This window comes from Bacillus sp. JJ675, from assembly GCF_036963165.1.
Taxonomy (GTDB): Bacteria; Bacillota; Bacilli; order Bacillales; family Bacillaceae; genus Bacillus; species Bacillus glycinifermentans.
Map to the genome: position 1 here is coordinate 1 of NZ_JBALMR010000056.1, position 25,587 is coordinate 25,587.

Annotated in this window: 31 protein-coding genes and 1 riboswitch; of the genes, 25 read left to right on the plus strand and 6 right to left on the minus strand. The window is 47.5% G+C overall.

The window, feature by feature from the left end:
• Window positions 1–36: 36 nt before the first annotated feature.
• Entirely contained in the window at window positions 37–501 is a 465-nt protein-coding gene (locus V7126_RS14995) for a Dps family protein (RefSeq protein WP_046130222.1), read from the minus strand.
• Window positions 502–578: 77 nt separating this feature from the next.
• Window positions 579–1,436: an SDR family oxidoreductase gene (locus V7126_RS15000; protein ID WP_175075459.1), complete on the minus strand. Its 858-nt coding sequence runs from the start codon at window positions 1,434–1,436 to the stop codon at window positions 579–581.
• 111 nt (window positions 1,437–1,547) lie between these two features.
• On the opposite strand from V7126_RS15000, the gene V7126_RS15005 reads away from it, so the two are divergent.
• The 3 genes from V7126_RS15005 (at window position 1,548) to V7126_RS15015 (ending at window position 5,085) form a co-directional block, all read left to right on the plus strand.
• A complete protein-coding gene (locus tag V7126_RS15005) occupies window positions 1,548–2,696 on the plus strand; it encodes a D-alanyl-D-alanine carboxypeptidase family protein (RefSeq protein WP_175075458.1) in 1,149 nt (382 codons plus the stop codon).
• 79 nt (window positions 2,697–2,775) lie between these two features.
• Window positions 2,776–4,554, plus strand: coding sequence for a M3 family oligoendopeptidase (locus V7126_RS15010; protein ID WP_175075457.1), 1,779 nt, complete (start codon window positions 2,776–2,778; stop codon window positions 4,552–4,554).
• Between the two features lie 81 nt (window positions 4,555–4,635).
• Window positions 4,636–5,085 carry a YusW family protein gene (locus tag V7126_RS15015; protein WP_046130218.1) on the plus strand — a complete coding sequence of 150 codons (450 nt, stop codon included), beginning with the start codon at window positions 4,636–4,638 and terminating at the stop codon, window positions 5,083–5,085.
• A gap of 66 nt (window positions 5,086–5,151) precedes the next feature.
• Here V7126_RS15015 and V7126_RS15020 read toward each other — a convergent pair whose 3' ends face one another.
• A complete protein-coding gene (locus tag V7126_RS15020; RefSeq protein WP_175075456.1) occupies window positions 5,152–6,129 on the minus strand; it encodes an ABC transporter substrate-binding protein in 978 nt (325 codons plus the stop codon).
• A gap of 151 nt (window positions 6,130–6,280) precedes the next feature.
• On the opposite strand from V7126_RS15020, the gene V7126_RS15025 reads away from it, so the two are divergent.
• Genes V7126_RS15025 through V7126_RS15045 form a run of 5 tightly spaced genes read left to right on the plus strand, consistent with a single transcriptional unit; the run spans window position 6,281 to window position 10,160 of the window.
• Window positions 6,281–7,282, plus strand: coding sequence for a FecCD family ABC transporter permease (locus V7126_RS15025; protein WP_046130216.1), 1,002 nt, complete (start codon window positions 6,281–6,283; stop codon window positions 7,280–7,282).
• Entirely contained in the window at window positions 7,279–8,334 is a 1,056-nt protein-coding gene (locus V7126_RS15030; protein WP_175075455.1) for a FecCD family ABC transporter permease, read from the plus strand. Before V7126_RS15025 ends, V7126_RS15030 begins: the two co-directional genes overlap by 4 nt.
• 17 nt (window positions 8,335–8,351) lie before the next feature.
• Window positions 8,352–9,170 (plus strand): ABC transporter ATP-binding protein, encoded by an 819-nt coding sequence (locus tag V7126_RS15035; RefSeq protein WP_335497696.1) that lies wholly within the window; start codon window positions 8,352–8,354, stop codon window positions 9,168–9,170.
• A complete protein-coding gene (locus V7126_RS15040) occupies window positions 9,163–9,909 on the plus strand; it encodes an IucA/IucC family C-terminal-domain containing protein (protein ID WP_175075454.1) in 747 nt (248 codons plus the stop codon). Before V7126_RS15035 ends, V7126_RS15040 begins: the two co-directional genes overlap by 8 nt.
• Window positions 9,909–10,160 carry a YusU family protein gene (locus V7126_RS15045; protein ID WP_175075453.1) on the plus strand — a complete coding sequence of 84 codons (252 nt, stop codon included), beginning with the start codon at window positions 9,909–9,911 and terminating at the stop codon, window positions 10,158–10,160. The genes V7126_RS15040 and V7126_RS15045 overlap by 1 nt, the downstream gene beginning before the upstream one ends.
• A 28-nt stretch (window positions 10,161–10,188) precedes the next feature.
• On the opposite strand, the gene V7126_RS15050 is transcribed toward V7126_RS15045, so the two are convergent.
• The 3 genes from V7126_RS15050 to V7126_RS15060 are packed head-to-tail and all read right to left on the minus strand — an operon-like array spanning window position 10,189 to window position 10,985.
• The gene (locus V7126_RS15050) at window positions 10,189–10,530 is read right to left on the minus strand and encodes a spore coat protein (protein ID WP_046130211.1); all 342 of its coding nucleotides are present in this window, start codon (window positions 10,528–10,530) and stop codon (window positions 10,189–10,191) included.
• Window positions 10,531–10,543: 13 nt separating this feature from the next.
• Complete coding sequence (locus V7126_RS15055) at window positions 10,544–10,795, minus strand: hypothetical protein (RefSeq protein ID WP_175075452.1); 252 nt, start codon at window positions 10,793–10,795, stop codon at window positions 10,544–10,546.
• Between the two features lie 28 nt (window positions 10,796–10,823).
• Window positions 10,824–10,985: a YuzL family protein gene (locus tag V7126_RS15060; RefSeq protein WP_082094071.1), complete on the minus strand. Its 162-nt coding sequence runs from the start codon at window positions 10,983–10,985 to the stop codon at window positions 10,824–10,826.
• 212 nt (window positions 10,986–11,197) lie between these two features.
• Here V7126_RS15060 and V7126_RS15065 point away from each other — a divergent pair, with 212 nt between their 5' ends.
• The 17 genes from V7126_RS15065 to V7126_RS15145 form a co-directional block, all read left to right on the plus strand.
• Complete coding sequence (locus V7126_RS15065; protein ID WP_175075451.1) at window positions 11,198–13,588, plus strand: 3-hydroxyacyl-CoA dehydrogenase/enoyl-CoA hydratase family protein; 2,391 nt, start codon at window positions 11,198–11,200, stop codon at window positions 13,586–13,588.
• Window positions 13,589–13,600: 12 nt separating this feature from the next.
• Window positions 13,601–14,776 (plus strand): acetyl-CoA C-acetyltransferase, encoded by a 1,176-nt coding sequence (locus tag V7126_RS15070; RefSeq protein WP_175075450.1) that lies wholly within the window; start codon window positions 13,601–13,603, stop codon window positions 14,774–14,776.
• Between the two features lie 16 nt (window positions 14,777–14,792).
• Window positions 14,793–16,577, plus strand: a complete 1,785-nt coding sequence (locus V7126_RS15075; protein ID WP_175075449.1) for an acyl-CoA dehydrogenase family protein — start codon at window positions 14,793–14,795, stop codon at window positions 16,575–16,577.
• A gap of 115 nt (window positions 16,578–16,692) precedes the next feature.
• Window positions 16,693–17,049, plus strand: coding sequence for an arsenate reductase family protein (locus tag V7126_RS15080; RefSeq protein ID WP_046130206.1), 357 nt, complete (start codon window positions 16,693–16,695; stop codon window positions 17,047–17,049).
• 60 nt (window positions 17,050–17,109) lie between these two features.
• Entirely contained in the window at window positions 17,110–17,493 is a 384-nt protein-coding gene (gene gcvH / locus V7126_RS15085; protein WP_046130205.1) for a glycine cleavage system protein GcvH, read from the plus strand.
• 54 nt (window positions 17,494–17,547) lie between these two features.
• Entirely contained in the window at window positions 17,548–17,784 is a 237-nt protein-coding gene (locus V7126_RS15090) for a YusG family protein (RefSeq protein ID WP_175075448.1), read from the plus strand.
• Window positions 17,785–17,855: 71 nt separating this feature from the next.
• Window positions 17,856–18,197, plus strand: coding sequence for a toprim domain-containing protein (locus V7126_RS15095; RefSeq protein ID WP_175075447.1), 342 nt, complete (start codon window positions 17,856–17,858; stop codon window positions 18,195–18,197).
• Between the two features lie 30 nt (window positions 18,198–18,227).
• The gene (locus tag V7126_RS15100; protein WP_046130202.1) at window positions 18,228–18,536 is read left to right on the plus strand and encodes a thioredoxin family protein; all 309 of its coding nucleotides are present in this window, start codon (window positions 18,228–18,230) and stop codon (window positions 18,534–18,536) included.
• Between the two features lie 120 nt (window positions 18,537–18,656).
• A complete protein-coding gene (locus V7126_RS15105; protein WP_046130201.1) occupies window positions 18,657–19,004 on the plus strand; it encodes an SCP2 sterol-binding domain-containing protein in 348 nt (115 codons plus the stop codon).
• Window positions 19,005–19,198: 194 nt separating this feature from the next.
• Window positions 19,199–19,306: riboswitch (SAM riboswitch) on the plus strand.
• A gap of 105 nt (window positions 19,307–19,411) precedes the next feature.
• Complete coding sequence (gene metN / locus V7126_RS15110; protein ID WP_175075446.1) at window positions 19,412–20,437, plus strand: methionine ABC transporter ATP-binding protein MetN; 1,026 nt, start codon at window positions 19,412–19,414, stop codon at window positions 20,435–20,437.
• Window positions 20,430–21,098 carry a methionine ABC transporter permease gene (locus tag V7126_RS15115; RefSeq protein WP_046130199.1) on the plus strand — a complete coding sequence of 223 codons (669 nt, stop codon included), beginning with the start codon at window positions 20,430–20,432 and terminating at the stop codon, window positions 21,096–21,098. The genes metN and V7126_RS15115 overlap by 8 nt, the downstream gene beginning before the upstream one ends.
• A 13-nt stretch (window positions 21,099–21,111) precedes the next feature.
• The gene (gene metQ / locus V7126_RS15120; RefSeq protein ID WP_175075445.1) at window positions 21,112–21,945 is read left to right on the plus strand and encodes a methionine ABC transporter substrate-binding lipoprotein MetQ; all 834 of its coding nucleotides are present in this window, start codon (window positions 21,112–21,114) and stop codon (window positions 21,943–21,945) included.
• Window positions 21,946–22,031: 86 nt separating this feature from the next.
• Window positions 22,032–22,415: a carboxymuconolactone decarboxylase family protein gene (locus tag V7126_RS15125; RefSeq protein WP_175075444.1), complete on the plus strand. Its 384-nt coding sequence runs from the start codon at window positions 22,032–22,034 to the stop codon at window positions 22,413–22,415.
• A 141-nt stretch (window positions 22,416–22,556) separates the two neighbouring features.
• Entirely contained in the window at window positions 22,557–22,703 is a 147-nt protein-coding gene (locus V7126_RS15130; RefSeq protein WP_164918177.1) for a hypothetical protein, read from the plus strand.
• Between the two features lie 127 nt (window positions 22,704–22,830).
• Window positions 22,831–23,742, plus strand: a complete 912-nt coding sequence (locus V7126_RS15135; protein ID WP_175075443.1) for a cation diffusion facilitator family transporter — start codon at window positions 22,831–22,833, stop codon at window positions 23,740–23,742.
• A 266-nt stretch (window positions 23,743–24,008) separates the two neighbouring features.
• The gene (gene sufC / locus V7126_RS15140; RefSeq protein WP_175075442.1) at window positions 24,009–24,794 is read left to right on the plus strand and encodes a Fe-S cluster assembly ATPase SufC; all 786 of its coding nucleotides are present in this window, start codon (window positions 24,009–24,011) and stop codon (window positions 24,792–24,794) included.
• Window positions 24,795–24,811: 17 nt separating this feature from the next.
• A partial coding sequence (locus tag V7126_RS15145) for a SufD family Fe-S cluster assembly protein (RefSeq protein ID WP_335497697.1) occupies window positions 24,812–25,587 on the plus strand: 776 nt, incomplete at its 3' end.

A 25,587-nucleotide genomic window follows, 5' to 3' on the forward strand; every position in this document is an offset into this window, starting at 1 on the left:
TAGGGGAGCATATCACTGTTTGCCATGGCTTTTTTGTTATTCCCCCAAAAATGAAGAAAGCATCCAAATTTGTTTATCAATTTCCTCAGTTAAGCCGATATAAAGGTCAGCGGTGGCATTGTCTGATTTTTCTTCCGCAAGCCCGATAATATGTTCGATTTCCTTGCGGATTTGGCGGTAATCGCTGACAAGCGCGGAAACCATGTCAGACGCCGTTTTTTCTGTGCCTGCCTCTGAGATGGTGCCGTGATCAAGGTATTCTTTCATTGATGCGAGCGGCTGTCCGCCGATAGCTAATAATCGTTCAGCGACAACATCGGCCGTTTCTGCAGCATGGTTGTAAAGTTCTTCGAATTTTTCGTGAAGCGTGAAGAACTGCGGTCCTTTTACATACCAGTGAAAGCGGTGAAGCTTCGTATAGAGGATGAACCAGTTTGACAAATTCGTGTTTATTGAGTTTTCAAGTACCGGATTTTGCTGTTTTAATTGTTGAGAGATCATGTAATTTCCTCCTCGTGTTTTTCATTTGTTAATTACATTATAACAAATATAAAATTAAAATCAATACTAAATTATAATTATTTTAAATAACATTTTTGATCGAGCTTTTTGCTGACGGCCCGCTCCCAAAAACGCCACGGTAGGAAAGAATGCAAAAAGATCAGCAGGCGGACGCCTTTGCCGATCGGATAACGGAGTTTTTTCAGCCGCTTTTTCAAAGCGAGACTGCCGATCAGCCCTGCCACTTCTTCCGGGTTTCCGTAATCGCTCCGGCTGTCGGCGATGTAGGCTGAGATTCGTTCAAAGTATGGGCCGTATTTCGAATCAGGCTTAGGGAAAGCGACGTGCTCCGTCAAGGAGGTATCCCAAATTCCCGTCCGGTATGAGCCCGGCTCAACGACGGCAACGTCAATGCCGAAAGGTCTGAGCTCAAGGCGAAGGCTTTCGGAAAATCCTTCAACCGCGTGTTTTGAAGAAGCGTAAGGCGAGAAAGCCGGAAAAGCGATCCGTCCGCTTATACTGCTGACATTGATGATTTTTGCCCCGGCGTTTTTTTTCATATGAGGGAGGACGGCTTTGGTCACTGCGATGAGGCCGAACACATTTGTTTCATATTGGTTGCGGTAATCGGACAATGACAAATCTTCGGTAAATCCTCCGTAAGCCGTTCCCGCATTGTTGACGAGAAGATCAACTGCTCCGTACTCCTTCAGCTTGTCTGAGAATGATGCGACCGATTGTTCTTTTGTTACATCCAGCTCCATCACCGCAATTGAAGTTTCGGCATTGTGGGCTGTAATCTGTTGTTTTAATGCTTCGGCTTTTTCGGGATGTCTCACCGCCGCAATGACAAAATGCGTGCCGGCGAGCTTCAAAGCGGTCAGCAGTCCGATTCCGCTGCTTGCCCCTGTTACGATTGCAGTTTTATTTTTCAATGAAGTTCCTCCGTTCGAATGCTTATTGACTAATACCCCTTGCAGGGGGAAATAAATCGTTGCTAAAATTTTAAAGACCTATTTTTCAAAAAAGTAAAGCAAGGTGAGACGATGGACGTCAAATTAACCTTCCTGCTTCTTATTGTACTATGCCCGGCACTGTTTTTTCATGGTTCGGCAAAAGCCGCCGAAAAGCACATGAAAAGCGTTTCCGCTATTTTGATCGATGAGAAGTCGGGACAGGCCATTTATGAAAAAAACAGCCGCAAAAAAATGTATCCGGCCAGCATCACAAAAATCGCCACGGCGATTTATGCGATTGAGAAAGGAAATTTGAAGGATAATGTTAAAATCAGCAAAAAAGCTGCTGAAACGGAAGGGACAAGCGTTTATTTGGAGAAAGGGGAAATCGTCCCGCTAAGGACGCTGCTTCAGGGGCTGCTGATGAATTCCGGAAACGATGCCGGAACGGCGATCGCTGAACACATGAGCGGAAGCGTTGAACGGTTTGCCGGCGATTTGAACGCCTTTGTTGCAGAGCGGGCCGGCGCGGTCGATACACATTTCACGAATCCTCACGGGCTGTTTGACAAAAATCATTATACGACAGCCGCAGACATGGCGAAAATCACGGCATATGCCATGAAAAACGAGACGTTTCGGGTGCTTTTTTCAGAAAAGGAGACAGCCTGGCACGGCAAGACGTGGGATACGACGCTGAAAAACCATCACCGGATGCTCACCGGAGAAATTCCGTACAAAGGGATTACAGGGGGAAAAAACGGATTTGTGAATGAATCAAAGCATACGCTTGTGACGACGGCCGCGCGCGGTGAGCTTCACTTGATCGCCGTTGTGATGAAGGCCGATGATCAAAAGACGATGTACGATGACACAAAAACGCTGCTGGATAAAGGATTCAGCGGCTTTGAAACGGTTGCATACGAAAAGGGCAGACAGTTCACAGATCAAGACGGCGTACGGCATAAGCTGACGGAGCCTTTATTTGTTACGAAAAAGAAGGGGGAAGCGCTGAAGGAAAAGCTGGGAAGCGACGGAGCCCTGAAAATTGAAGGGGAAGACGGCAGACTGATTCGCTCCCTGCAAATCGCTGAAAAACCTGAAGGCGATGACCGAACCGGCGGCATTGCAGGCGCACGGGATGAACAGCCGCTAAGCGCCGGATTGTTCCTGTTTTTGCTCGGGCTATTTGGGCTTATCACAACAAGCTATGCGGTGAAACGGCTGCGGCGGCTTTAGAAGCTGGAGCCGTCTTTTTTTACCCGTGCAGGTAAATTTATCTTATAATGGAATCATTACGAAAAAAGGGGGACTGGTCATGGCTTTACAGCATCTTAAGGATACGTGGGATCTCGACGTCTTTTTTAAAGGGGGAAGCGATTCCCCGGCTTTTCAAGCATATTTAAAGGAGATTAAAACCTTGATTTCTTCTTTTAAGGAGAAAGCCACTGCTTTGGACGGAGCGAAAGCGGAGTCCGGCAGAATAAAAGACGCGATCGAACTTTTTGAGACGATCGATGTGAAAATCAGGCAGTCAAACGCATATGTCGGCTGTCTGCAAGCACAGAACATGACAGATTTAAAAGCGAACGCCCTCAATTTTGAAGTAACCCGGCTGAATGCGGATTTCCAAAAGGTTCTGGTCATTTTCGACAACAAGCTTGCCGCTATAAATGAAGCCCTTTGGGAAAAGGTTCTCAATGATTGTTCAGACATCGCTTTTGTTTTAAATGAGAGAAGATCGAGGGTGAAAGAAAAGCTCGGCGCAAATCAGGAATCGCTGATCGAAGGCCTTGCCGTCGACGGATATCATGCGTGGGGAGATTTATACAACAGCATCATCGGCCAAATCCAGATTCCTTATGAAGAGGACGGAGAAACGAAAATCCTCTCGGTCGGGCAGGCGAACAACCTGACATCCAAGCCGGACAGGAAGATCCGCAAATCCGTATCCAAAAATCTTGACCATGCATGGGAGCAGCACGCAGACCTTTTCAGCAGCACGCTCAATCATCTGGCTGGTTTCAGGCTGAATGTGTACGAGGCGAGAGGCTGGGAAGATGTGCTGAAGGAGCCGCTTGAAATCAACCGGATGAAACGGGAAACCCTTGATGCGATGTGGCAGGTCATTATCGACCATAAGCAGCCGTTTGTCGATTATCTCAAGCGGAAGGCTTCCCTTCTCGGTTTGAAGAAGCTGGACTGGTTTGATGTCGATGCACCGCTCGGTTCGGCTGCAAAGGAATATTCATATGACGAGGCGGCCAATTTTATTACCGAGCAGTTTGAAACGTTTGGCAAAACGCTTTCTTCATTTGCAGAAAAAGCGTTCAAAGACAGATGGATTGAGGCGGAAAACAGAGGAGGCAAACGGCCTGGCGGCTTTTGCGCCAACTTTCCGGACAGCCGCCAATCGAGAATTTTTATGACTTATTCCGGAAGCGCCTCTAACGTGTCAACCCTCGCCCATGAGCTAGGCCATGCTTTTCATCAGGAAGTCATAATGGACGTAAGGCCGATGAACAGGGCGTATGCGATGAATGTGGCGGAAACCGCTTCAACCTTTGCGGAGATGATCACAGCCGATGCCGCTTTGCAACAGGCTGATTCAGAGGAAGAAAAACTCGTCCTCCTTGAGGATAAAATTCAGCGCAGCGTCGCCTTTTTCATGAATATACACGCAAGGTTTTTATTTGAAACCCGATTTTATGAAGAGCGCAAAAACGGCGTCGTTTCCGCCGGCAGATTGAACGAGCTCATGGAAGAGGCTCAAAGGGAAGCATTCTGCGGGGCGCTTGGCGAGTACCATCTGTATTTTTGGGCTTCAAAGCTGCATTTTTATATTACGTCCATCCCGTTTTATAATTTTCCGTATACGTTCGGCTATCTGTTCTCGCTCGGCATCTATTCAAGGGCGCTGAAAGAAGGGCAGGCGTTTGAAGAAAAATATATCGCGCTTTTAAAGGATACGGCTTCCATGACGGTAGAAGATCTGGCAATGAAACATCTCGGCGCCGATTTGACAAAGCGCAATTTCTGGGAAGAAGCCATCGCCCTTGCCGTCCGTGATGCAGAACAATTTTTGGCCCTGACGTAAAAAGAGCCGTCCTCTTATTGAATGAGTTACAGCAAACGTGGATATAGCTAAGAATAATGTGCATATAGGAGATGAAACTGTATGAACGTATTTCGGATGGCCACGATTGCTGTGCTCATCGTTTTGCTAACCGGCTGCCAGGCGGCGCCCGGGGCATATCCGGAGGGCCGGAAGGCGGCTATAGAAGATGCGCCCGTTTCAGATGTAAAAAGCGTACCGTTCGATTTGTTTGCGCTGAAGGTAAACTACGGGGACGGAAAACACAATACATTTGAAGCAAGATACCAGAAAAAGGAGCACGAAGAAGCTGAAATCAAAGACAAATTGAATGATGCGGACCGTGAAGGGGAGGAAGCCTTAAATGAAATGAAAATGGTGTTAAGTGAACTCCCGGTGTCCAAATCTGAAAAAGAATCGGCAGTCATTCGCAATGTGCTGGAGGCATTTAACCTTGATGAAGGATATGACCGGTTTCAGCTGAAGGTGACATGGCCCGACGGAACGTCAAAAGTATATATCGGCAAATCGTAAAGGAGCATCCTCTCTTATGAGGGATGCTCCTTTCGGTTTGCATTCGCCGTTCGGCTGTGAATGTCTTTACGATTTGAGAAAATATGTTTCGATGTCATCGAGAAACAGGTTTGCCGCTTTTACGCCGCCGGCCGTCGTCCAGATGGCATCGTCTACTTCGTGCGCATTTCCTGATTTAACGGCATTCAGCTTTTTCCAAAGCGGATCGCTCGTCCAATCGTGTTGCCATGTGAGCGCGTCTTTTTTGCTTTCAGCCGGCTGATATGTGAAATAAAACAGGACATCCCCGTCCATTTCCGGAATCGATTCTTTGCTTTCGGTCATAAAAGCAAATTTGTCTTTTTGCTTTTCAAACAGCATTTTCTGCTTGTCCGGGAAATCGAAGCCAAGCTGTTTCAAAATGATTCCCGGGAATGAGTCTTCATAATAAATCCTCGATTGGCCGGCCATAAATCTGATGACGGAAACCCGTTTCTTTTTCTTGTCGCCGAGCTTTTCGCTTAAGTCGCTGACGCGTTTATCAAAGTCCTTTAACACTTCTTTTCCTTTAGCCTCTTTGTTGACCGCTTTCGCATAGAGCGAGAAGTTGTCTTTCCATTCGCCGCGGAGCGTTTCGGAGAAAACCGTAGGCGCGATTTGGCTCAGCTTGTCATAAATTTTTTCCTGCCTCATTTTATTCCCGATGATTAAATCAGGCTTCAGTTCGGCGATCGCTTCGATATTCGGCTGGCCTTCGAGCCCGACTTCTTTAACGCCTTTCATCTCATCTTTGATGTGGCTGTACCATGGATCGCCCGTCCACGATTTGACCGCGCCGACCGGCTTAATCCCGAGTTCAAGCAGCGCTTCCGTTCCTTCATTTGTCAGTACGACGACCCTTTTGGGATTGGCCGGAACTTTAGTCTCAGTGCCCATCGCGTGTTTTACGGTTATCGTATCCTTGCTTTTACCGCCTGACGAGTCCTTTTGGTTGCCGCCGCTGCATGCAGCAAGGATTGAAAGCGTTAACAGAGAAGTGAATCCAATCATTAACCACTTTTTCATGCGCGTCCTCCTTAGAGTGAAAATCATTTTCATTCTGATCTTAATTTTGACGAAGAATTTTGTCAATTGTTAATTGAAAATGATTTTCAAGATCAGTGTAATCTGATACAATAATGAGTAGATTGTGGAGTTAAAGTAGGAGAATTGAAATATGCTCTTTACGACAAATAGATATAGAACGATCGCACTACTGGCTTTCATTTTGATTTTAATCGCCGCTGTTTGCTCAAGCATCGTCTATGGCTATACCAATACGTCCTGGACGACGGCCTATAAAGCGTTTACCGATTTTAACGGTTCAAACGAGCACCTCGTCATACAAAACGTGCGTTTGCCGCGCGCCCTGATCGCCGCAGTTGTAGGCGCTTCACTCGGCGTTGCCGGGGCTTTGATGCAGGCGATGACGAAAAATCCCCTCGCATCACCCGGGATATTCGGCATAAACGGCGGAGCCGGCTTTTTCGTGGTCGGCGCTCTGTTTTTCTTTCATGTCGGTTCGCTTCAGGCGATAGCGTGGATTTCGTTTTTGGGCGCAGCATTTGCTGCTTCAGCCGTCTATTTTATCGGCTCACTCGGAAGGGAAGGCTTGACTCCTGTGAAGCTGACTCTTGCCGGAGCGGCAATGACGGCATTGTTTTCTTCATTGACGCAGGGAATGCTGTCAGTCAATGAAGCGGCTTTAGAGCAGGCGATCTTTTGGCTCGCCGGATCTGTGCAAGGACGCGACCTCAGTCTGCTGACCTCTGTCCTGCCGTACATCGTGCCGGCGTTCATGATCAGCTTTTTGCTGGGTTCCAAGATTAATATTTTGACAATGGGAGAGGACGTGGCCAAAAGCCTCGGGCAAAAGACGTGGCTGATCAAAGCGCTGATGGCGCTGTCGATCATTCTGCTTGCCGGCGGATCGGTGGCGGTTGCCGGACCGATCGGTTTTATCGGCATTGTGATTCCTCATTTTGCGAAATACATCGTCGGCCATGACCATCGCTGGGTGCTTCCTTATTGCGCCGTGCTGGGTGCGATTTTGCTCGTCACCGCCGATATCGGCGCGAGGTATCTGATCATGCCTGAAGAGGTGCCGGTCGGTGTCATGACTTCAATCATTGGAATCCCCATTTTTGTGTACATAGCGAGAAGGGGGTTCCAAAATTGAAAAATTACCGTACACTTCGGATCGGAAAAGGCGGCGTTTCCTTTTTGATCGGCAAAAAAGCGCTGTTTTCACTTATCGTTTTATTGCTGGTTACCGTGTTTGCCGTCGTAGTCAGCGCAGGTGTCGGCGAACGGTTTATATCACCGGGCACCGTCATGCGGACGTTTTTTGGCGTCGGTGATCCTGCGGATGAGTTGATTATCATGTCATTCAGGATGCCGAGGATTTTGGTCGCCTTGTTTGCGGGAATCTGTCTGGCTGCGTCCGGTGCCGTTCTTCAAGGACTGATCCGCAACCCGCTTGCATCGCCCGACGTCATCGGCGTTACGGGCGGAGCAGCTGTACCCGTTGTCTTGTTTCTCATGCTGTTTTCCGACGGCACTGGCGCGCTGACCGTCAGCATCGGCTGGCTCCCTGTCGCCGCGTTTATCGGTGCGGCTTTGGCTGGAATGCTCGTTTATTCTCTGTCTTATAAAAACGGCGCCTCGACTTTTCGGCTTATATTGATCGGCATCGGTTTTTCGATGCTGGCCCAGTCTTTGACGACGCTGTTTATGATGAAAGGTCCAATATACAGAATGTCGCAGGCAAATGTTTGGATTACCGGATCAGTATATGGATCGAACTGGCAGGATGTGCACTTTTTAATCCCGGCGGCGCTCATTCTTTTGCTGGTATGCGCTGCAGCTGCCAGAAGCGTCAACATTCAGACGCTCGGGGAAGAATTGGCGACGGGTGCGGGGAGCTCCGTTCAGCGGAACCGCTTCCTGCTCCTTCTGCTCAGCACTGCTCTTGCCGGAATTGCTGTCGCTTTTGCCGGAACCGTCGGATTTGTCGGCCTGATGGCGCCTCATATCGCAAGACGGCTTGTCGGCTCTTCATTTGGCGCCCTCTTGCCGGTCGCATCGCTGATCGGCGGATTGCTTGTGCTGACGGCTGATCTCATCGGCAGAACGCTGTTTTCTCCCGTTGAAGTCCCAGCCGGCGTATTCACAGCCGCGATCGGCGCCCCTTACTTTATCTACTTGCTGTATAAAAGCAGAAACCAATAAAAGGAGAGATTTCATTCATGAGTGCCATTTCAACAGAAACGTTAAGCTTAGGTTATGGAGAAACGATCATTATTGATGAGTTAAACTTAACGATACCAAAAGGTGAAATCACTGTATTTATCGGCAGCAACGGCTGCGGTAAATCAACTCTCCTTCGGTCTCTCGCACGTTTGATGAAGCCAAAGGGCGGTTCCGTGCTGCTGGAGGGAAAATCGATCGCCAAGCTTCCGACAAAAGAGGTTGCGAAAGAGCTGGCCATTCTACCTCAAGGACCCGCAGCCCCGGAAGGATTTACGGTTCTCCAGCTCGTCAAACAGGGAAGATATCCTTACCAAAACTGGCTGAAGCAATGGTCGGCAGAAGATGAAGAAGCCGTTAATAAAGCATTAAAAGCGACAAGAATGGAAGAGCTCGCAGAGCGCACGGTCGATTCGTTGTCAGGCGGCCAGCGCCAGCGCGCCTGGATCGCGATGACGCTCGCCCAGGAAACGGACATCATTTTGCTGGACGAACCGACGACATATTTGGATATGACCCATCAAATCGAAATTCTTGACCTGCTTTTTGAATTAAATGAAACCGAAAAGCGTACAATTGTGATGGTGCTCCACGATTTGAACCTCGCCTGCCGCTATGCTCATCATTTGGTGGCCATCAAGAATAAGCAGATCTACGCGGAAGGCAGGCCTGAATCGATCATCAACTGCCAGCTTGTGCAGGATGTATTTGAAATGGACTGCGAAGTGACGAGAGACCCGCTTTTCGGCACGCCGCACTGTATTCCGTACGGCAGGGGAAGATGCATCGTTCAGCAGGTGGTTGAGTCCCATGCTTAATTTAACAGAAAAGGAGCTTGAGTCTTTGCTTCGTTTCGGCCTGGGAACGAAGCGGACCGGCTCCTTATTGTCTGTAAAAGGTGACCGGCTTTTACATGCCGGTTTTTTAAAGCGGTATCTGGGGAAGATGAAAGGCGGGCTCAACGCCCCGAATGAGAAAGTCGCCGCTTCTTTAATGATGAAACGCTGCGGGATGATGACGGCGCTTCATTTTTACCTTTTTACCGTTTGCGGAAAACGTTTGCCGGCTGATCCTTCCTTGATGTCATGGGAAATTGACGACGGAGGCCAAGGGTGGGCGCCGTCGTTTTACTTTGAACATGAAGCGGAAATCGTTCAAGAAAACCGCAGGCAGGAGCTTGAAAAACTGACGGAAGGCGTTTTTAAACATCATGTGGATAAGCTGATAACCGCCTGTTTTCAGGCATGCTCGATTTCAAAAAAGATTCTCTGGGAAAATATTGCGGTTTATCTGTTTTGGATGTATGAAACACTGCAGACGGAAATTTCCGATCAGGAACTGAAAAAACGGGCGGAACAGGATTTTTACTACATATTGTATGAAGCAGAGCCGGACCTTTTTGGAACAGACGTATGTGAAAATCCGCTAGCAAAGTTTTATCAAGGGCAAGACGCGGAACAGACCCGCTCAACCTTCTGCTTGTATTATGCAACGGACAAAAGCGGCGCAACCTGCAGTACATGCCCGAGAAAAAAGCAAAAAGAAAGGGTGTCATGATGGAGCAGAAGCTTCGGGAGCAGCTTGACGGATTAGTTGAAAAATATACGGAGCTGCTTTTAGGAGAGACGGATGAAGAGCTTCAGGAGCAGGTGAAGATGTGGATCATTTATACGCATATCGCAAAAAGCATGCCCCCGCTTGCAAAGCATTGGAATCAAGCATATCCGGATGCAAAGCAGGGGATAAAAGAAGTAATCCAAAGCATCAAAAACATGAATGAAGCGCATCGCGCCAATCGGGAAAAATAAGCAGAGAAATCTCCCCGAGGATCTCTGCTTATTGGTTTTGCTGATAAGGCGACTGGCTTTGAAGATCTGCCTGAAACTGCTGGTATGTCTGCTGGATCTTTTGCCCGTCTTCCGCCTCCACTTTGTACCAGCCGTTTTGAAACATCACCTCGTATAATCTCCGCTGCGCGTTTTGCGCTTCATTGAAAAGGGTCTGGATTCCCTTATAAAGCGATTCATGGCTAAGTTCATTCAACGCTGTGGAGTATGCGGAAGTGATATATTTTTCGGTTGTCAACAACTCATTGACAAAATCCCTGTCATTCATTGCACTCGTTTTTGGAACCGGTGTTTCCTGGTTGCCGATTTTCTGCTGGTTTTGCTGGTTCATGTTTTGCCCCCTCCTATTGCATATACCCTGAAGGATTATCGTTCTGCCCTTGACGAAGATGGTTGAGGATCGCGTTGTAGTGGCTGTGGTGCATTTGACCGACACGATCAAGCTCTGCTTTGAGCGACTGATCCTGACACTGCTCCGCCATAAAATGAGCTTTTTTCATCGCAAGCAAGTTCCAGTTCAGCATATCCTGCAAATACAAATGATCCTTCGTCGAAATCACGGGTGGCGGTGCTGCCATTCCCTGCTGCTTCTGCATAGTGATGCCTCCTTTTTAAATATTGTTTTCAATGTTCTTCTGGACCATCCATATTATGTTTTTTATACTGCTGATTCTGGCTTGTCCGTTTGCCGCCCGCATCTTCTTTTTTGTAATCAGGCCCTGCGCTTCCTTTCATGCTTGCGGCGCTGACTGCAGCAGAAGAAGGGTTCTTTCTTTCGCGTACCATGCCTTCACCTCCTCTGTATAAGCGTGTCCTAAAAGCGGTGAAACATGTAAGATGCGGAGTTGCCTGCACCATGAAAAAATTTCTGACATTTTCCATCAAGACTATTGAACTCATTTCCAAAATCTTTTAAGATGGAAGAAGACAGGGGAGTTTATTTTTTTGGAGTAAAAATGAATGAGTGTTCATTCAAAAAAGGTGAGGGAGGATCATTCATGGTCAAGCATATTCGAAAAGCCGCAGTTTTAGGATCAGGGGTCATGGGATCGGGAATCGCGGCTCATTTAGCCAACATCGGCATTCCTGTGTTAATGCTCGATATGGTTCCGCGTAAATTAACCGAAGAAGAAGCGAAAAAAGGCCGCACCCTTCAAGACCCGGACGTTCGCAACCGGCTGGCGAGAACGGCCGCCGAAAGGCTGCTGAAGCAAAAGCCGGCTCCGCTGACTTCCAAAAAAAACATCGGCTATATTCGTACGGGAAACATGGAAGACGATTTTGAAATGATAAAAGAGGCTGACTGGATTATCGAAGTCGTTGTTGAAAACCTGGACATCAAAAAGCAGGTGTTTGCCAAAGTCGATCAGTACAGAAAACAAGGAAGCATTGTCAGCAGCAACACATCGGGAATTTCCGTCAAGCAAATGGCCGAAGGAAGGTCAGACGATTTCAAAAGGCACTTTCTGGGCACCCACTTTTTCAATCCGGCCCGTTATTTAAAGCTGCTTGAGATCATTCCGATAGAAGAAACCGATCCTGACGTTCTTTCGTTTATGAAAACGTTCGGGGAAAATGTGCTTGGCAAAGGGGTCGTTGAAGCGAAAGACACGCCGAATTTTATCGCTAACCGCATCGGAACGTACGGACTTCTCGTGACGGTCCAGGAGATGCTGAAAGGCGGCTATTCTGTAGGCGAAGTGGACTCCATAACAGGCCCTCTCATCGGACGGCCGAAAAGCGCGACATTCAGAACGCTGGATGTCGTCGGTCTTGATACGTTTTCACACGTAGCCAAAAACGTGTACGACCAGGTTGAAGGAGAAGAACAAAAGGTTTTCCGGCTGCCGGAGTTCATTGAAAAAATGCTTGAAAACGGCTGGATCGGCAGCAAAGCAAAACAAGGCTTTTATAAAAAAGAAGGAAAAGACATTTTTGAGCTCGATCCGATGACGATGACATACGGAAAACGCAAAAAATTAAAAACGCCTGGACTTGAAGCGGCAAAGCAGGTCAAAGGATACGGGGCAAGAATGAAAGCGCTTGTTTACTCTGATGACCGGGCCGGGGCCCTGCTGTGGAATATAACGGCGCCCACCCTTGTGTATTCGGCGGCCCTGACAGGCGAAATCGCCGACAGCATAACGGCTGTCGACCAGGCAATGAAATGGGGGTTCGGCTGGTCTGAAGGACCTTTCGAAATGTGGGACAGCATCGGTGTGAAAGCTTCGGTTGAGAAGCTTGAGGCCGGCGGCTGGCAGATTGCGGATTGGGTCAAAGAGATGCTCGATAAAGGGCATGAGTCATTTTACCTTCGGGAAAATGGAAAAACGTTTTTCTATGATATGAAGAGCGGCGAATATCGGGCGCTTCACGAAAATAAGAAAAACATCCATCTGTCTGCCATCAAGGAGACAAAGGGCGTCATCAAGAAAAACAGCGGCGCCAGCTTAATAGATTTGGGCGATGATGTCGCACTGCTGGAATTCCATTCAAAAAGCAATGCGATCGGCTTTGATATTATCCAAATGCTGAATGCTGCGCTCGATGAAGCGGATGCCAATTATAAAGGGCTTGTCATCGGCAATCAGCGCAAAAATTTCTGCGTCGGCGCCAATCTGGCGATGATGCTTATGGAAGCCCAGGACGAAAATTATGTTGAAATTGATATGATCATCCGCAAGTTTCAGGAGACGATGATGAAAGTAAAATACAGTTCCAAGCCGGTTGTCGCCGCTCCGTTCGGCATGACGCTCGGCGGAGGAACGGAGCTGTGCCTTCCGGCTGCACGCGTACAGGCATCGAGCGAAACGTATATGGGCCTTGTAGAAACAGGAGTCGGCCTGATCCCCGGGGGAGGCGGCAACAAAGAGCTTTACTTGAACCATTTCAAAGGGGTTCCTAAAGGAGCCGGGGCTGACATACAGCAAGCGGCAAATCACACGTTCGAAACGATTGCGCTGGCGAAAACGTCGACATCTGCGCAAGAAGCGAAGGAATTAAATATATTGACGGTGCAGGATCAAATCAGCATGAACCAGGATCATCTTTTGTATGATGCAAAATCGCTTGTCCTGACGCTCTATGAAAACGGCTATCGTCCTCCGGTCAAGGAAAACGTCCGGGTCGTCGGAGAAACAGGCTACGCCGCGCTCCTCCTCGGTGCGGAAGCATTGAAGCTGTCCGGGGCGATATCGGATCATGATATGAAAATCGCGAAAAAGCTGGCGTTCGTCATTGCCGGCGGAAGGGTCCCGTTTGGCGCGGAAGTTTCCGAAGAATATTTGCTCGATCTGGAAAGAGAAGCTTTTCTGAGTCTTGTGGGTGAACCGAAGTCCCAGGCGAGAATGCAGCATATGCTTGTAAAAGGCAAACCTTTGCGTAATTAGGAGGGAGAAATTATGAAAGAGGCAGTCATTGTGTCAGGAGCGAGAACCCCGGTCGGAAAAGCAAAAAAAGGTTCATTAAGAACGGTCCGCCCGGATGATTTAGGAGCGCACGCCGTCAAAGAAACATTGAAAAGAGCCGGCGGGTATGATGGGAATATTGACGATTTAATTATCGGCTGCGCCACTCCGGAAGCCGAGCAAGGGTTGAACATGGCCCGCAACATCGGCGCGCTTGCCGGCCTTCCCCATACCGTCCCGGCCGTAACGATCAACAGGTATTGTTCTTCAGGTCTTCAATCGATCGCATACGGAGCCGAAAAGATCATGCTCGGCGGAGCGGACACGGTCATTGCCGGCGGAGCGGAATCGATGAGCATCGTGCCGATGATGGGCCATATCGTCAGACCGAACGCGGCTCTGGCCGAAACGGCTCCCGAGTACTATATGGGGATGGGGCATACAGCAGAGCAGGTTGCCACGAAATACGGCGTGTCCAGGGAGGATCAGGACGCCTTTGCCGTCAGCAGCCACCAAAAAGCGGCAAAAGCGATAGCTGAAGGAAAATTCGCGGAAGAAATCGCCCCGATGGAGATCACCGTCAGAGAAGTGGACGAAAATCATCAATTACAGGAAAGAACGTTTACATTTTCCGTCGATGAGGGCGTACGTCCGCAGACGACGGCTGAAGTCCTTTCTGCATTAAAGCCGGTATTTTCCGCAAAAGGCACCGTCACCGCGGGCAATTCTTCGCAAACGAGCGACGGAGCAGCCGCCGTCATGCTGATGGACAAAGAGAAAGCGGATGCACTCGGCCTTCAGCCGTTTGCCAAATTCCGTTCCTTTGCCGTCGGCGGCGTTCCGCCTGAAGTGATGGGGATCGGCCCTATTGAAGCCGTACCGCGGGCGCTGAAGATGGCGGGGCTTGAACTGAAAGACATCGGCTTATTTGAATTGAATGAAGCCTTTGCCTCACAGGCCATTCAAGTCATCAGAGCGCTTGGAATTGATGAAGAGAAAGTCAACGTAAACGGCGGAGCGATCGCACTCGGACATCCGCTCGGCTGTACCGGTACAAAGCTGACGCTTACGCTCATTCACGAAATGCGCAGAAGAAACGTCCAATTCGGCGTTGTGACGATGTGCATCGGCGGCGGCATGGGAGCTGCGGGCGTATTCGAATTAGTCTAAAAAAGGGGATGGGAACATGGAACAAACAAAGGATCTTATGAAAAAAGGCGGCGCTTTTCTGGTGGAAGACGTAACCGCTGATCAGATGTTCACACCGGAAGATTTCACAGACGAACATAAAATGATCGCCAAAACGACTGAGGATTATATTCTCGGCGATGTACTCCCATATATCGACGACATTGAAAACCACCATTTCGAGCACTCTGTCAGGCTCCTGAAAAAAGCCGGCGGGCTCGGACTGCTCGGCGCCGATGTCCCTGAAGAGTTCGGCGGGCTCGGCCTTGATAAAATCAGCTCAGCTTTGATCACTGAAAAATTTTCGCGGGCCGGAAGCTTTTCGCTGTCCTACGGCGCCCATGTCGGAATCGGGACGCTGCCGATTGTGTTCTTCGGGACGCAGGAGCAAAAAGAAAAGTACCTTCCGTCGCTTGCATCAGGGGAAAAGGTTGCCGCTTATGCATTAACAGAGCCGGGTTCGGGCTCTGATGCGCTCGGGGCGAAAACGACGGCTGTGCTGAATGAAGCGGGGACTCATTATATATTAAACGGCGAAAAGCAATGGATCACCAACTCCGCCTTCGCCGATGTGTTTATCGTGTATGCAAAAATAGACGGGGAGCATTTTTCGGCATTCATCGTCGAAAAAGACTACGAAGGCGTTTCAACTGGCCCGGAAGAGAAAAAAATGGGCATTAAGGGATCTTCGACTCGCACGCTGATTTTAGACCAGGTGCACGTTCCGAAAGAGAACCTATTAGGCGAGCCGGGAAAAGGGCACGTCATCGCGTTCAACATCTTAAATATCGGCCGCTACAAGCTTGCCGTCGGAACAATCGGCGCCTCCAAACGGGTGATCGAGCTGTCGGCCGCTTATGCAAATCAGCGCCGCCAGTTTCAGAAGCCGATCTCAAGCTTCAGTCTGATCGGCGAAAAAATCGCGAACATGTCAACAAGGCTGTATGCAATGGAAAGCTCCGTATACCGGACAGTCGGACTTTTTGAAGACAAAATGGGTACCTTGAGCGAAGAGGATCAAAAAGACGGCCGCCAGGTTGCAAAATCGATTGCCGAATATGCGATCGAGTGCTCGTTAAATAAAGTGTTCGGTTCTGAAACCCTTGACTATATTGTCGACGAAGGCGTACAAATCCACGGCGGATATGGATTTATGCAGGAATACGAAGTCGAGCGGGCATACCGCGATTCCCGGATTAACCGAATTTTTGAAGGAACGAATGAAATCAACCGCCTTATCGTTCCTGGCACATATATGAAAAAAGCGCTGAAAGGCGAGCTCCCGCTTTTCGAAAAAGCTAAAGCGCTTCAAGAGGAACTGATGATGCTCATGCCTGAAGAACCGGGCGGCGGTGTTTTGGAACAGGAAAAATACATCCTGAAAAACGCCAAAAAAATTGCGCTTCTCATCGCAGGGCTTGCCGCGCAGAAATACGGGAAAACCATCGATAATGAGCAGGAAATTCTCGTGAACATCGCCGATATTGCCAGCCAGGTGTACGCCATGGAATCGGCTGTCTTAAGAACAGAAAAAGCGGTTCTTAAAGACGGTGAGGAAAAACATCCGCAGAAAATCCTTTACACGCAAATATTCACGCAGGAAGCGTTCCAGGAAATCGAAAGCCATGCTAAAGAATCGTTAATCGCGATGGAATCCGGAGATTCGCTGCGGATGATGCTTGCCGCTCTCCGCAAGCTGACCCGCTTTACACCTGTCAATGTCATTGAGAAAAAACGCCTGGCAGCCAAGGCAGTCTTTGAAGCGGAGAAATTCATCGTGTAAATCAAAAACGCCCCGTTCATACAGCGGGGCTTTTGCCTTGGCGAAACAATTGTTTTAGGCTTTTAAAACAATCTGTGTTAAAATAGCCTCGGATAAATGAAGAGGGGTGTATAAGATGGCTTTAGACTTTTATTGGTACCCGAAATGCGGAACGTGCCGAAAAGCGAAAAAGTGGCTCGAGGACCACGGCAAAGAGGTAAATGGGATACATATCGCAGAACAGCCGCCGAGTAAGGAGAAGCTGAAAGAGCTTTATGAAAAGAGCGGTCTCGAATTAAAAAAATTCTTCAACACAAGCGGGCAGAAATACCGGGAACTTGGCTTAAAGGACAAGCTTCAAGGCATGTCAGAAGACGAGCAGCTTGAGCTTCTGGCTTCCGACGGAATGCTGATCAAACGCCCGATCACGGCTGACGGAAAAAAGGTAACGGTCGGTTTTAACGAAGATCAGTTTAAGAGATACTGGTTATAGTACGTGAAAATATGATATCTTCAATGTAAGACGATTAAAACAATTCTTGGAGGGATTAGCATGAGCACACCGAAAGAACTGCGCTATTCAGAAGAGCATGAATGGGTCAAAACAGAGGGAGACAAAGTAAGAATCGGTATCACCGATTTCGCGCAATCCGAGCTTGGAGACATCGTCTTCGTCGAGCTGCCTGAAGTAGGAGCCGAAATTAAAGCGGACGAGCCTTTCGGCAGCGTCGAGTCTGTTAAAACCGTTTCTGAATTGTATGCGCCGATCAACGGGAAAGTTGTCGAAGTGAACGGGGAGCTGGAAGACAGCCCGGAATTCGTCAATGAGTCTCCGTATGAGAAAGCATGGATGATTGTCGTTGAACCGGCTGACGCTTCAGAAATCGACAGCCTGATGACAGCAGAACAATACGAAGAGATGACAAAAGAGGACTGATAAAGGATAATACCCTGTCATTTGGATACTCTAAAGCAGGAGGGGGTATCCAAATTGACGCTGGGAAAAGAGAAAATCGATATTACAGAGCATGTTCAAGGCCGTTTTAAAGAGGGCGGCATGCAGCTGTATTATGACAATGAACCGATCGGCCGCATGACCGGCATGGATCAATACGATTTAAAATCCGGATACTCTTTCCAGGATCAGAAATTTTACAAAATGGCTGATACTGTAAAGAAACCGGACGCAAAATATGTGGATTGTGATGATCATCAAGGCTGGTGCTGACCGGCCTAGGCGGTGAGTATTCACTGCCTTTTTTTGGAATGAATCTATTTTTCTATTAAAAGGTGATCCAAATGCCGGAAATTGAAAAAGTCGTAATCGTAGAGGGCAAAACCGATAAGCTTAAAGTGAAGCATGTCAGCGGAGAGCCGCTTGACATCATCTGTACAAACGGTACGATCAGTCTCTCCAGACTCGATGAGTTTGCCGAAACGCTGTATGACAAAGACGTATATATACTGGTCGATGCCGACGACTCCGGAGAAAAGCTGCGCCGGCAGCTGAAAAGGGAATTGCCGGAAGCTTCCCATCTTTACATTGACAAGGTCTACAAGGAAGTTGCTGCAGCTCCGAATCACCACGTCGCAGAGGTTCTTTTCAGGGCGAATATCCAGGTGGATACGAAATATTTATGATTAAAAAAGTATTGAGGTGCGGTTCAACTTATGCAGGAACTCCAGGAAAGAGATTTAAAACAGCTTGGCAAAGAAACCTGTCTTTTGTATTTATATACCCCGTTCTGCGGAACATGTCAGCTTGCCGGCAGAATGCTGGAAGTCGTTGATGAAATGCTAGCAGATGTTCCATTCTACAAAAATAATCTCAACTATTCCCCGACGTTTGCCAAAGAAAATGAAATCGAAAGTGTGCCATGCTTCATTCTTTATAAAAACGGCCAAATCGTCAAAAAAGAATACGCTTTTCACTCCGTTTCCTATTTATATGATACGATCAAACAAAATGCTGTTGATTAAGGCGCTTTTTGACATATTTCTCGGGAAATATTCCTCAAAAACTTGTCGAGCAAATCATAAAGGACTCCCGCTGTATACAGAGAATCTGTAAGTATGACCAATTGACAGGAGGTTATACAGTTGGAGAAAATAGGATTGGTAGAAAGAGAGGAACGGGCTCCTTTTTTAAAACCTCTATTATCAACAACAGCTTTGCTGATCACCTTTAAGGGAGAAAAAGAAGCTTTTACGTTAATGATCAATGAACGGGGAGAAATGGAAAAATCTACTCCTGTTGAAAAAGCTCATTTGACTTTTTTTGGAGAGCAAAGCGAAATTATTGACCTTCTTCATGGAGACATCTCACTGCAGAATCTTGTTCAGCGCGGCAAGATCAAAGTAAAGGGATCTTTCAGGGCTTTATTGAAGCTTGAAGCGATATTGTGGCTGACTGACGGATTCTTCAAAAACAGCGACCTTTATCCATAGACATTTGTTGAAAAATTGACACATGATACAACATATGACCGGGACGGCGGGCTGTCGGTATGCCCGTCTTTTTGCTTTTTGCCGGGCGATCGGATAGGACATTCGTCTTACGAAAAATAGTTGACAACTATTTTTCTGCATGATATTCTACTTGAAGAATTCCGATCATAATTATCAAAAATAAATATATGATTCTCTTATCAAGAGAGGTGGAGGGAAGTGCCCTATGAAACCCGGCAACCATCAACAACCGTTGAAATGGTGCCAATTCACGCGAAGCGTCATGCTTTGAAAGATGAGAGAAAGGCCGCGACTTTTAATAGCCTTTCTGCTCATGTGTGCAGAAAGGCTTTTTTCATAAACATGATTGGACCTCGAAGAATAGAGCAAGAAAGCAGGTGATGGCTTTGATAAATCTTCAAAACGTTTCAAAGGTTTATCGGTCAAAACATGGAGATGTCAACGCTGTCCAAGATGTCACCCTCAGAATAGGAAAAGGTGAAATCTTCGGAATTATTGGATATAGCGGAGCCGGAAAAAGCTCCTTGATCCGTCTGTTGAACGGGCTTGAAAAGCCGACTTCAGGCACTGTTGAAGTAGCGGGCAGGGTAATCAGCCAAATCAAAGGGAAAAGCTTGAGGGAAGCGCGGCAGGAAATCAGCATGATCTTCCAGCATTTCAACCTTTTATGGTCGAGGACGGTCCGCGACAATATCGCGTTTCCGCTCGAAATCGCCGGCGTTGGCAAAGAGCAGCGCTTAAAAAGAGTCGCTGAACTAATCAAGCTCGTCGGTCTTGAAGGAAAGGAGAACGCCTATCCTTCCCAGCTGAGCGGAGGACAGAAGCAGCGGGTGGGCATCGCAAGGGCGCTCGCCAACAATCCGAAAGTTCTCCTTTGCGATGAAGCGACATCAGCGCTTGATCCGCAGACGACTGACTCGATCCTGGGCCTTCTGTCTGATATCAACGAAAGGCTGGGGCTGACCATCGTCCTGATCACCCATGAGATGCACGTCATCAGGAAAATCTGTCACAGAGTAGCCGTTATGGAAAACGGCAGGGTTGTGGAAGAAGGCGACGTGCTGAACGTCTTCAGAAAGCCGAAGGAAGACATAACAAAGCGCTTTGTCCAGCAGGTGACAGAACCGGAAGAAACAAAGGAAACGTTGCAGCATTTCCTTGAGGAAACGAAAACCGGTCAGACGATCCAGCTTACATTTGTCGGCGAAGCGGCCGAAACGCCGCTCATCACGCAGATCATCCGGAAATTTGACGTTGAAGTCAACATCCTTCAAGGGAAAATTTCGCAAACACAAGACGGCGCTTACGGATCTTTATTCATTCATGTGGACGGGGATGACAGCGAAGTCAGCCGGGTGGTCGATTTCATTAAGAGCCGCCAGGTAGAAGCAGAGGTGATTACAAATGTTTGAGAAACTGTTTCCTAATGTGAATCTGGATAACCTGTGGAATGCGACATACGAAACGGTTTATATGACGGGCATATCGCTTTTGTTTGCGTTTATCATCGGAATCATTCTCGGATTGCTGCTGTATTTGACATCGAAAGGCAACATTTGGGAAAACAAGGTGATTAATGCTGTGATCTCAGCTATTGTCAACGTTTTCCGGTCGATTCCGTTTATTATATTAATTATTATTTTGCTAAGTTTCACAAAATTTATCATGGGAACGATTTTGGGGCCGAATGCGGCTTTGCCGGCGCTGATTGTCGCATCCGCACCGTTTTATGCCCGCCTTGTTGAAATCGCGCTGCGCGAAGTCGATAAAGGCGTGATCGAAGCGGCGAAATCGATGGGTGCAAAAACGTCGACGATCATTTTCAAGGTTCTCCTGCCGGAATCAATGCCTGCACTCATTTCAGGTATTACGGTTACGGCGATCGCGCTCATCGGCTCAACGGCCATGGCCGGTGCGATCGGCTCCGGAGGGCTCGGAAACCTCGCATATGTCGACGGTTTTCAGATGAATTGCAACGATATTATTGTCATTGCAACGATTTTTATTTTGGCTATCGTATTTATCATCCAGTTAATTGGGGATTTTATAACAAATAAACTAGACAAACGTTAGGGAGGCTATTCAAATGAAAAAGAGTTTATTGATTGCTGCTTTGCTCATCGTTTTTGCCGGCATTTTGTCAGCATGCGGTTCTTCCAGCAGCGAAGGCGATAAAGACAGCAAAGTCATCGTCATCGGAGCGACGCCGACACCGCATGCGGAAATTCTAGAAGAAGCTAAACCGCTTTTGAAGGAAAAAGGCTATGATCTTCAAATCAAGAAGTTCACTGACTACAAACTGATTAACAAGGCGCTTGCATCAAAGGATCTTGACGCAAACTACTTCCAGCACGTTCCTTATCTTGAACAAGAAATGAAAGAAAATAAAGACTATGACTTAGTAAATGTCGGCGCGGTTCACCTTGAGCCATTCGGCATCTATTCCAAAAAGTACAAATCTCTAAAAGATCTTCCTGACGGTGCGACGATCATCATGAGCAATAACGCCGCAGAGCAGGGCCGTATGCTGTCAATGCTTGAAAAAGCCGGTTTGATCAAATTAAAATCCGGTGTCAAAAAAATCGATGCTACGGTTAAAGACATTACAGAAAACAAGAAGAACCTGAAAATCAAAAACAATGTCGCGCCTGAAATGACGGCAAAAGCTTATGAAACCAATGAAGCAGACGCTGTATTCATCAATGTGAACTACGCGATCCAAAACAAGCTGAACCCGAAAAAAGACTCCATCATGCTTGAGTCACCAAAAGACAACCCTTATGCAAACATCATCGCAGTGCGCAAAGGCGACGAAGACTCAGCGAAAATCAAAGCGCTGATGGAAGTGTTGCATTCAGACAAAATCAAAGATTTCATCAACAAAAAATATGAAGGTTCAGTGCTTCCTGTATCTGAATAAAAGCGAGCCCCGGTTACAGCCAAACCGGGGTTTTTTCGCGTATTTTCCGAAAAGTTGTCCATAATAAAGAAAAAATCTAAACACAAATGGAGGAAGTACGCGTGAATCAGCAACAACCAGACAATATCATCGAAACGGCACTGCACGAATATAAGGCGGGAATCGGCATCTTTTCCGAGAAAATGCCCGGAATCGCTTCAAAGTACAATGAATTTACACAAGAATGCTTTAAAAAAGGCGTGCTCGGCGAAAAGGAGAAACAGCTGATTGCACTGGGCATCAGCATCAGCTCTCAAGACGAATATTGCATCATCTATCATATAAAGGGGTGTCTCGACAGCGGAGCGACAGAGGAAGAAATTCTTGAAGCCGTCGGCGTTACCGCCGCATTTGGCGGAGGAGCAACGATGAGTCAGTCCGTCACCCTCGTCTTGCAGGCGATAGAAGAATTCAAGCAAATGAAGCACTGACTAAAGCCTCCGGGCATATGCGCAGCGCATTCATCTTTGTCTATTGCGTGCATCAGCTGGTACCATGTAGAAAAGTAGCTGAAAGGATGATTCATTATTTGCTCAGTCAGGGAGCAGCTTGATCTTGAATTTACGGCGGACATGGAAAAAGCGATGCACACGTCGCACGGCCTCGGCTACGGGGAATATGCGAGAAGCCGGGCAGTGCGTTTGGAAGTAGAGAAAAAGCGTGAAGCAGAGTACGAAAAAAGCAAGCAAATCGTCTTGCAAATAAATGTGACAGGGTAACGGGAGGACGGATATCATTCCGTCCTTTCGCATGCCCGGCTCATGAAAAAACCTGGTTGACGAATACAAGAGACAAAGATAAAATTAATATATGAACATATGATCATATATAAAGGAGGAGTTTATAATGAGTCATTCCCACGACCATGGAAGCCACAGCCATCACCATGCCCACAACGCAAACAGAAAGGCGCTGCTTATCAGCTTCGGCCTGATTTTCACCTTTATGGTGGTCGAATTCATCGGCGGAATGCTGACAAACAGCCTTGCCCTTTTGTCCGATGCCGGACATATGCTCAGTGATGCAGCAGCGCTTGGATTGAGCCTCTTTGCCCTGACGTTTGGAAAAAAAGCGGCAAATGCCAGCAAAACATACGGGTACAAGCGATTTGAGATATTGGCCGCCTTTATAAACGGCATCGCATTGCTTGCGATCTCATTTTATATTTTTTGGGAAGCGTACCATCGCTTTTTCAGCCCGCCTGAAGTTGCAAGCGCAGGCATGCTTGGGATTGCGGCCATTGGCTTGCTCATCAATATAGCGGCTGCCTGGATGTTAATGAAAGGCGATACGAGCGGAAACTTAAACTTGCGCAGCGCCTTCCTGCATGTACTCGGGGATCTGCTCGGCTCTGTCGGCGCGATCATTGCCGGCCTGTTGATGCTGTTCTTCAATTGGAATATCGCCGATCCGATTGCAAGCGTCATTGCGGCTCTCCTTGTACTTGGAAGCGGCTGGCGTGTTACGAAAGATTCGGTTCATGTATTAATGGAAGGAAAGACGGAGCATATCGACATCGAACGGCTTAAAAACGGCCTTTTGTCAATCCCGTCGGTAAAAGGCGTACATGACCTTCATATTTGGTCGATTACGTCGGATTTTCCGTCTTTAAGCTGCCATGTGGTCGTCAGCGAGGACGGTGACAGGGATAGAATCTTGCATCAAGTATCAGACTATCTAAAGAAAGAATTTAAACTCGAACATGTGACACTGCAGATTGAAGGAGAAAACCATTCCCATTATCATCCGTGCAATTGAGAACGCACCGCCCCCATCAAGGGGGCGGCTTTAAAGACTTCGCCCCGCATTTCTCCTTTTCTAAAACGATCCCATTATTGGATGAATCTGTATTCGTAAAGTTTCTTTCCGTAATCTCTTTAAGAAAAAAGCAATTTTTGTTACACTTTAGAACATGTACACGAAAAAGGTCAAAAAGACTTTTGTTGTATTCACTTTTCATTTGTTATAAAATTAGAATGAGAATAAATTGAGAATGATGATTATTTATATTGGAGGTATATTTCATGGCTGCTTCGACTTTAACAATCAAAGATCTTCACGTTGAGATTGAAGGGAAAGAGATTTTAAAAGGTGTAAACCTTGAAATAAAAGGCGGGGAGTTCCATGCTGTCATGGGACCGAACGGTACAGGTAAATCGACTTTATCTGCGGCGATTATGGGACACCCGAAATATGAAGTAACGAAAGGCAGCATCCTGCTTGACGGTGAGGATGTACTTGAGATGGAAGTGGACGAGCGCGCCCGCGCCGGCCTGTTTTTGGCAATGCAGTATCCGAGCGAAATCAGCGGTGTAACGAACGCCGACTTTCTTCGATCTGCCATCAATGCACGCAGAGAAGAAGGCGATGAAATTTCATTAATGAAATTTATCCGCAAAATGGATGAGAACATGGAGTTTCTTGAAATGGACCCCGACATGGCGCAGCGCTATCTGAACGAAGGATTTTCAGGCGGGGAGAAAAAACGCAACGAAATTCTTCAGCTGATGATGATTGAGCCTAAAATCGCGATCCTTGACGAGATCGACTCCGGATTGGACATCGACGCTCTTAAAGTCGTTTCAAAAGGCATCAACAAAATGCGCGGCGAAGACTTCGGCTGCCTGATCATCACGCACTATCAGCGTCTCTTGAACTACATCACGCCTGATTACGTGCACGTCATGATGCAAGGCCGCGTCGTTAAATCAGGCGGACCTGAGCTTGCACAGCGTTTGGAAGCTGAAGGATACGACTGGATTAAGCATGAGCTTGGAATCGAAGACGAAACTGTCGGTCAAGAAGCGTAAGCGTTAGGGGGATAAACATGACACTCGAAACAAAACTATCTGTAGACCGGGAATATGTCAAAAGCTTCTCTGAGAAGCATCAGGAACCGGCTTGGCTGCAGGACCTGCGCTTAGAAGCGCTTGAAAAAGCCGAAGAGCTGCCGCTGCCTAAGCCTGACAAAACCAAAATTACAAATTGGAATTTCACGCAGTTTAACAAGCATATTGTAGAAAATAAACCGCTTGATTCCTTGGATGATCTTTCAGATGAAGTGAAATCGCTGATCGATCTTGACAACGAAGACAAGACGCTTTACATTCAGCGGGATCAAACGCCGGCGTATTTGTCGCTCTCCAAAGAGCTGAAGGACAAAGGCGTGATCTTCACAGATATTCATACAGCATTCCGTGAACAAAGCGACCTTGTCAAAAAGTATTTTATGAAAGACGGCGTAAAAGTCGATGAACATAAATTAACAGCGCTGCACGCGGCTCTTGTGAACGGCGGAGCGTTCCTTTATGTTCCGAAAAACGTTGAGCTCGAAGCTCCCGTTCAAGCCGTTTATGTCCATGAAAGCAATGACACGGCCCTTTTCAACCATGTGCTTGTCGTAGCTGAAGACAACAGCTCTGTGACATATGTAGAAAACTACATCAGTACGGTCAACCCTAAAAAAGCGGTGTTTAACATCGTCTCAGAAGTGATCACCGGCGCAAACGCCCGCGTGCAATACGGCGCGGTAGACAATCTGTCTTCAGGCGTGACGGCGTATGTAAGCCGCCGCGGCGCAGCCCTCGGACGCGACAGCAAAAT

What these genes read in the sequence shown, in the direction of transcription:
- V7126_RS15035 (WP_335497696.1), top strand. Translation starts at nt 8,352, where the DNA reads ATGAGTGCCATTTCAACAGAAACGTTAAGCTTAGGTTATGGAGAAACG.
- V7126_RS15130 (WP_164918177.1), top strand. Translation starts at nt 22,557, where the DNA reads ATGGAAAAAGCGATGCACACGTCGCACGGCCTCGGCTACGGGGAATAT.
- V7126_RS15045 (WP_175075453.1), top strand. Translation starts at nt 9,909, where the DNA reads ATGGAGCAGAAGCTTCGGGAGCAGCTTGACGGATTAGTTGAAAAATAT.
- V7126_RS15080 (WP_046130206.1), top strand. Translation starts at nt 16,693, where the DNA reads ATGGCTTTAGACTTTTATTGGTACCCGAAATGCGGAACGTGCCGAAAA.
- V7126_RS15020 (WP_175075456.1), bottom strand. Translation starts at nt 6,129, where the DNA reads ATGAAAAAGTGGTTAATGATTGGATTCACTTCTCTGTTAACGCTTTCA.
- V7126_RS15125 (WP_175075444.1), top strand. Translation starts at nt 22,032, where the DNA reads ATGGAGGAAGTACGCGTGAATCAGCAACAACCAGACAATATCATCGAA.
- V7126_RS15010 (WP_175075457.1), top strand. Translation starts at nt 2,776, where the DNA reads ATGGCTTTACAGCATCTTAAGGATACGTGGGATCTCGACGTCTTTTTT.
- V7126_RS15065 (WP_175075451.1), top strand. Translation starts at nt 11,198, where the DNA reads ATGGTCAAGCATATTCGAAAAGCCGCAGTTTTAGGATCAGGGGTCATG.
- V7126_RS15070 (WP_175075450.1), top strand. Translation starts at nt 13,601, where the DNA reads ATGAAAGAGGCAGTCATTGTGTCAGGAGCGAGAACCCCGGTCGGAAAA.
- V7126_RS15015 (WP_046130218.1), top strand. Translation starts at nt 4,636, where the DNA reads ATGAACGTATTTCGGATGGCCACGATTGCTGTGCTCATCGTTTTGCTA.
- V7126_RS15055 (WP_175075452.1), bottom strand. Translation starts at nt 10,795, where the DNA reads ATGCAGAAGCAGCAGGGAATGGCAGCACCGCCACCCGTGATTTCGACG.
- V7126_RS15040 (WP_175075454.1), top strand. Translation starts at nt 9,163, where the DNA reads ATGCTTAATTTAACAGAAAAGGAGCTTGAGTCTTTGCTTCGTTTCGGC.
- metQ (WP_175075445.1), top strand. Translation starts at nt 21,112, where the DNA reads ATGAAAAAGAGTTTATTGATTGCTGCTTTGCTCATCGTTTTTGCCGGC.
- gcvH (WP_046130205.1), top strand. Translation starts at nt 17,110, where the DNA reads ATGAGCACACCGAAAGAACTGCGCTATTCAGAAGAGCATGAATGGGTC.
- V7126_RS15050 (WP_046130211.1), bottom strand. Translation starts at nt 10,530, where the DNA reads ATGAACCAGCAAAACCAGCAGAAAATCGGCAACCAGGAAACACCGGTT.
- V7126_RS15100 (WP_046130202.1), top strand. Translation starts at nt 18,228, where the DNA reads ATGCAGGAACTCCAGGAAAGAGATTTAAAACAGCTTGGCAAAGAAACC.
- V7126_RS15025 (WP_046130216.1), top strand. Translation starts at nt 6,281, where the DNA reads ATGCTCTTTACGACAAATAGATATAGAACGATCGCACTACTGGCTTTC.
- V7126_RS15095 (WP_175075447.1), top strand. Translation starts at nt 17,856, where the DNA reads ATGCCGGAAATTGAAAAAGTCGTAATCGTAGAGGGCAAAACCGATAAG.
- V7126_RS15115 (WP_046130199.1), top strand. Translation starts at nt 20,430, where the DNA reads ATGTTTGAGAAACTGTTTCCTAATGTGAATCTGGATAACCTGTGGAAT.
- sufC (WP_175075442.1), top strand. Translation starts at nt 24,009, where the DNA reads ATGGCTGCTTCGACTTTAACAATCAAAGATCTTCACGTTGAGATTGAA.
- V7126_RS15060 (WP_082094071.1), bottom strand. Translation starts at nt 10,985, where the DNA reads ATGGTACGCGAAAGAAAGAACCCTTCTTCTGCTGCAGTCAGCGCCGCA.
- V7126_RS15005 (WP_175075458.1), top strand. Translation starts at nt 1,548, where the DNA reads ATGGACGTCAAATTAACCTTCCTGCTTCTTATTGTACTATGCCCGGCA.
- V7126_RS15075 (WP_175075449.1), top strand. Translation starts at nt 14,793, where the DNA reads ATGGAACAAACAAAGGATCTTATGAAAAAAGGCGGCGCTTTTCTGGTG.
- V7126_RS15135 (WP_175075443.1), top strand. Translation starts at nt 22,831, where the DNA reads ATGAGTCATTCCCACGACCATGGAAGCCACAGCCATCACCATGCCCAC.
- V7126_RS14995 (WP_046130222.1), bottom strand. Translation starts at nt 501, where the DNA reads ATGATCTCTCAACAATTAAAACAGCAAAATCCGGTACTTGAAAACTCA.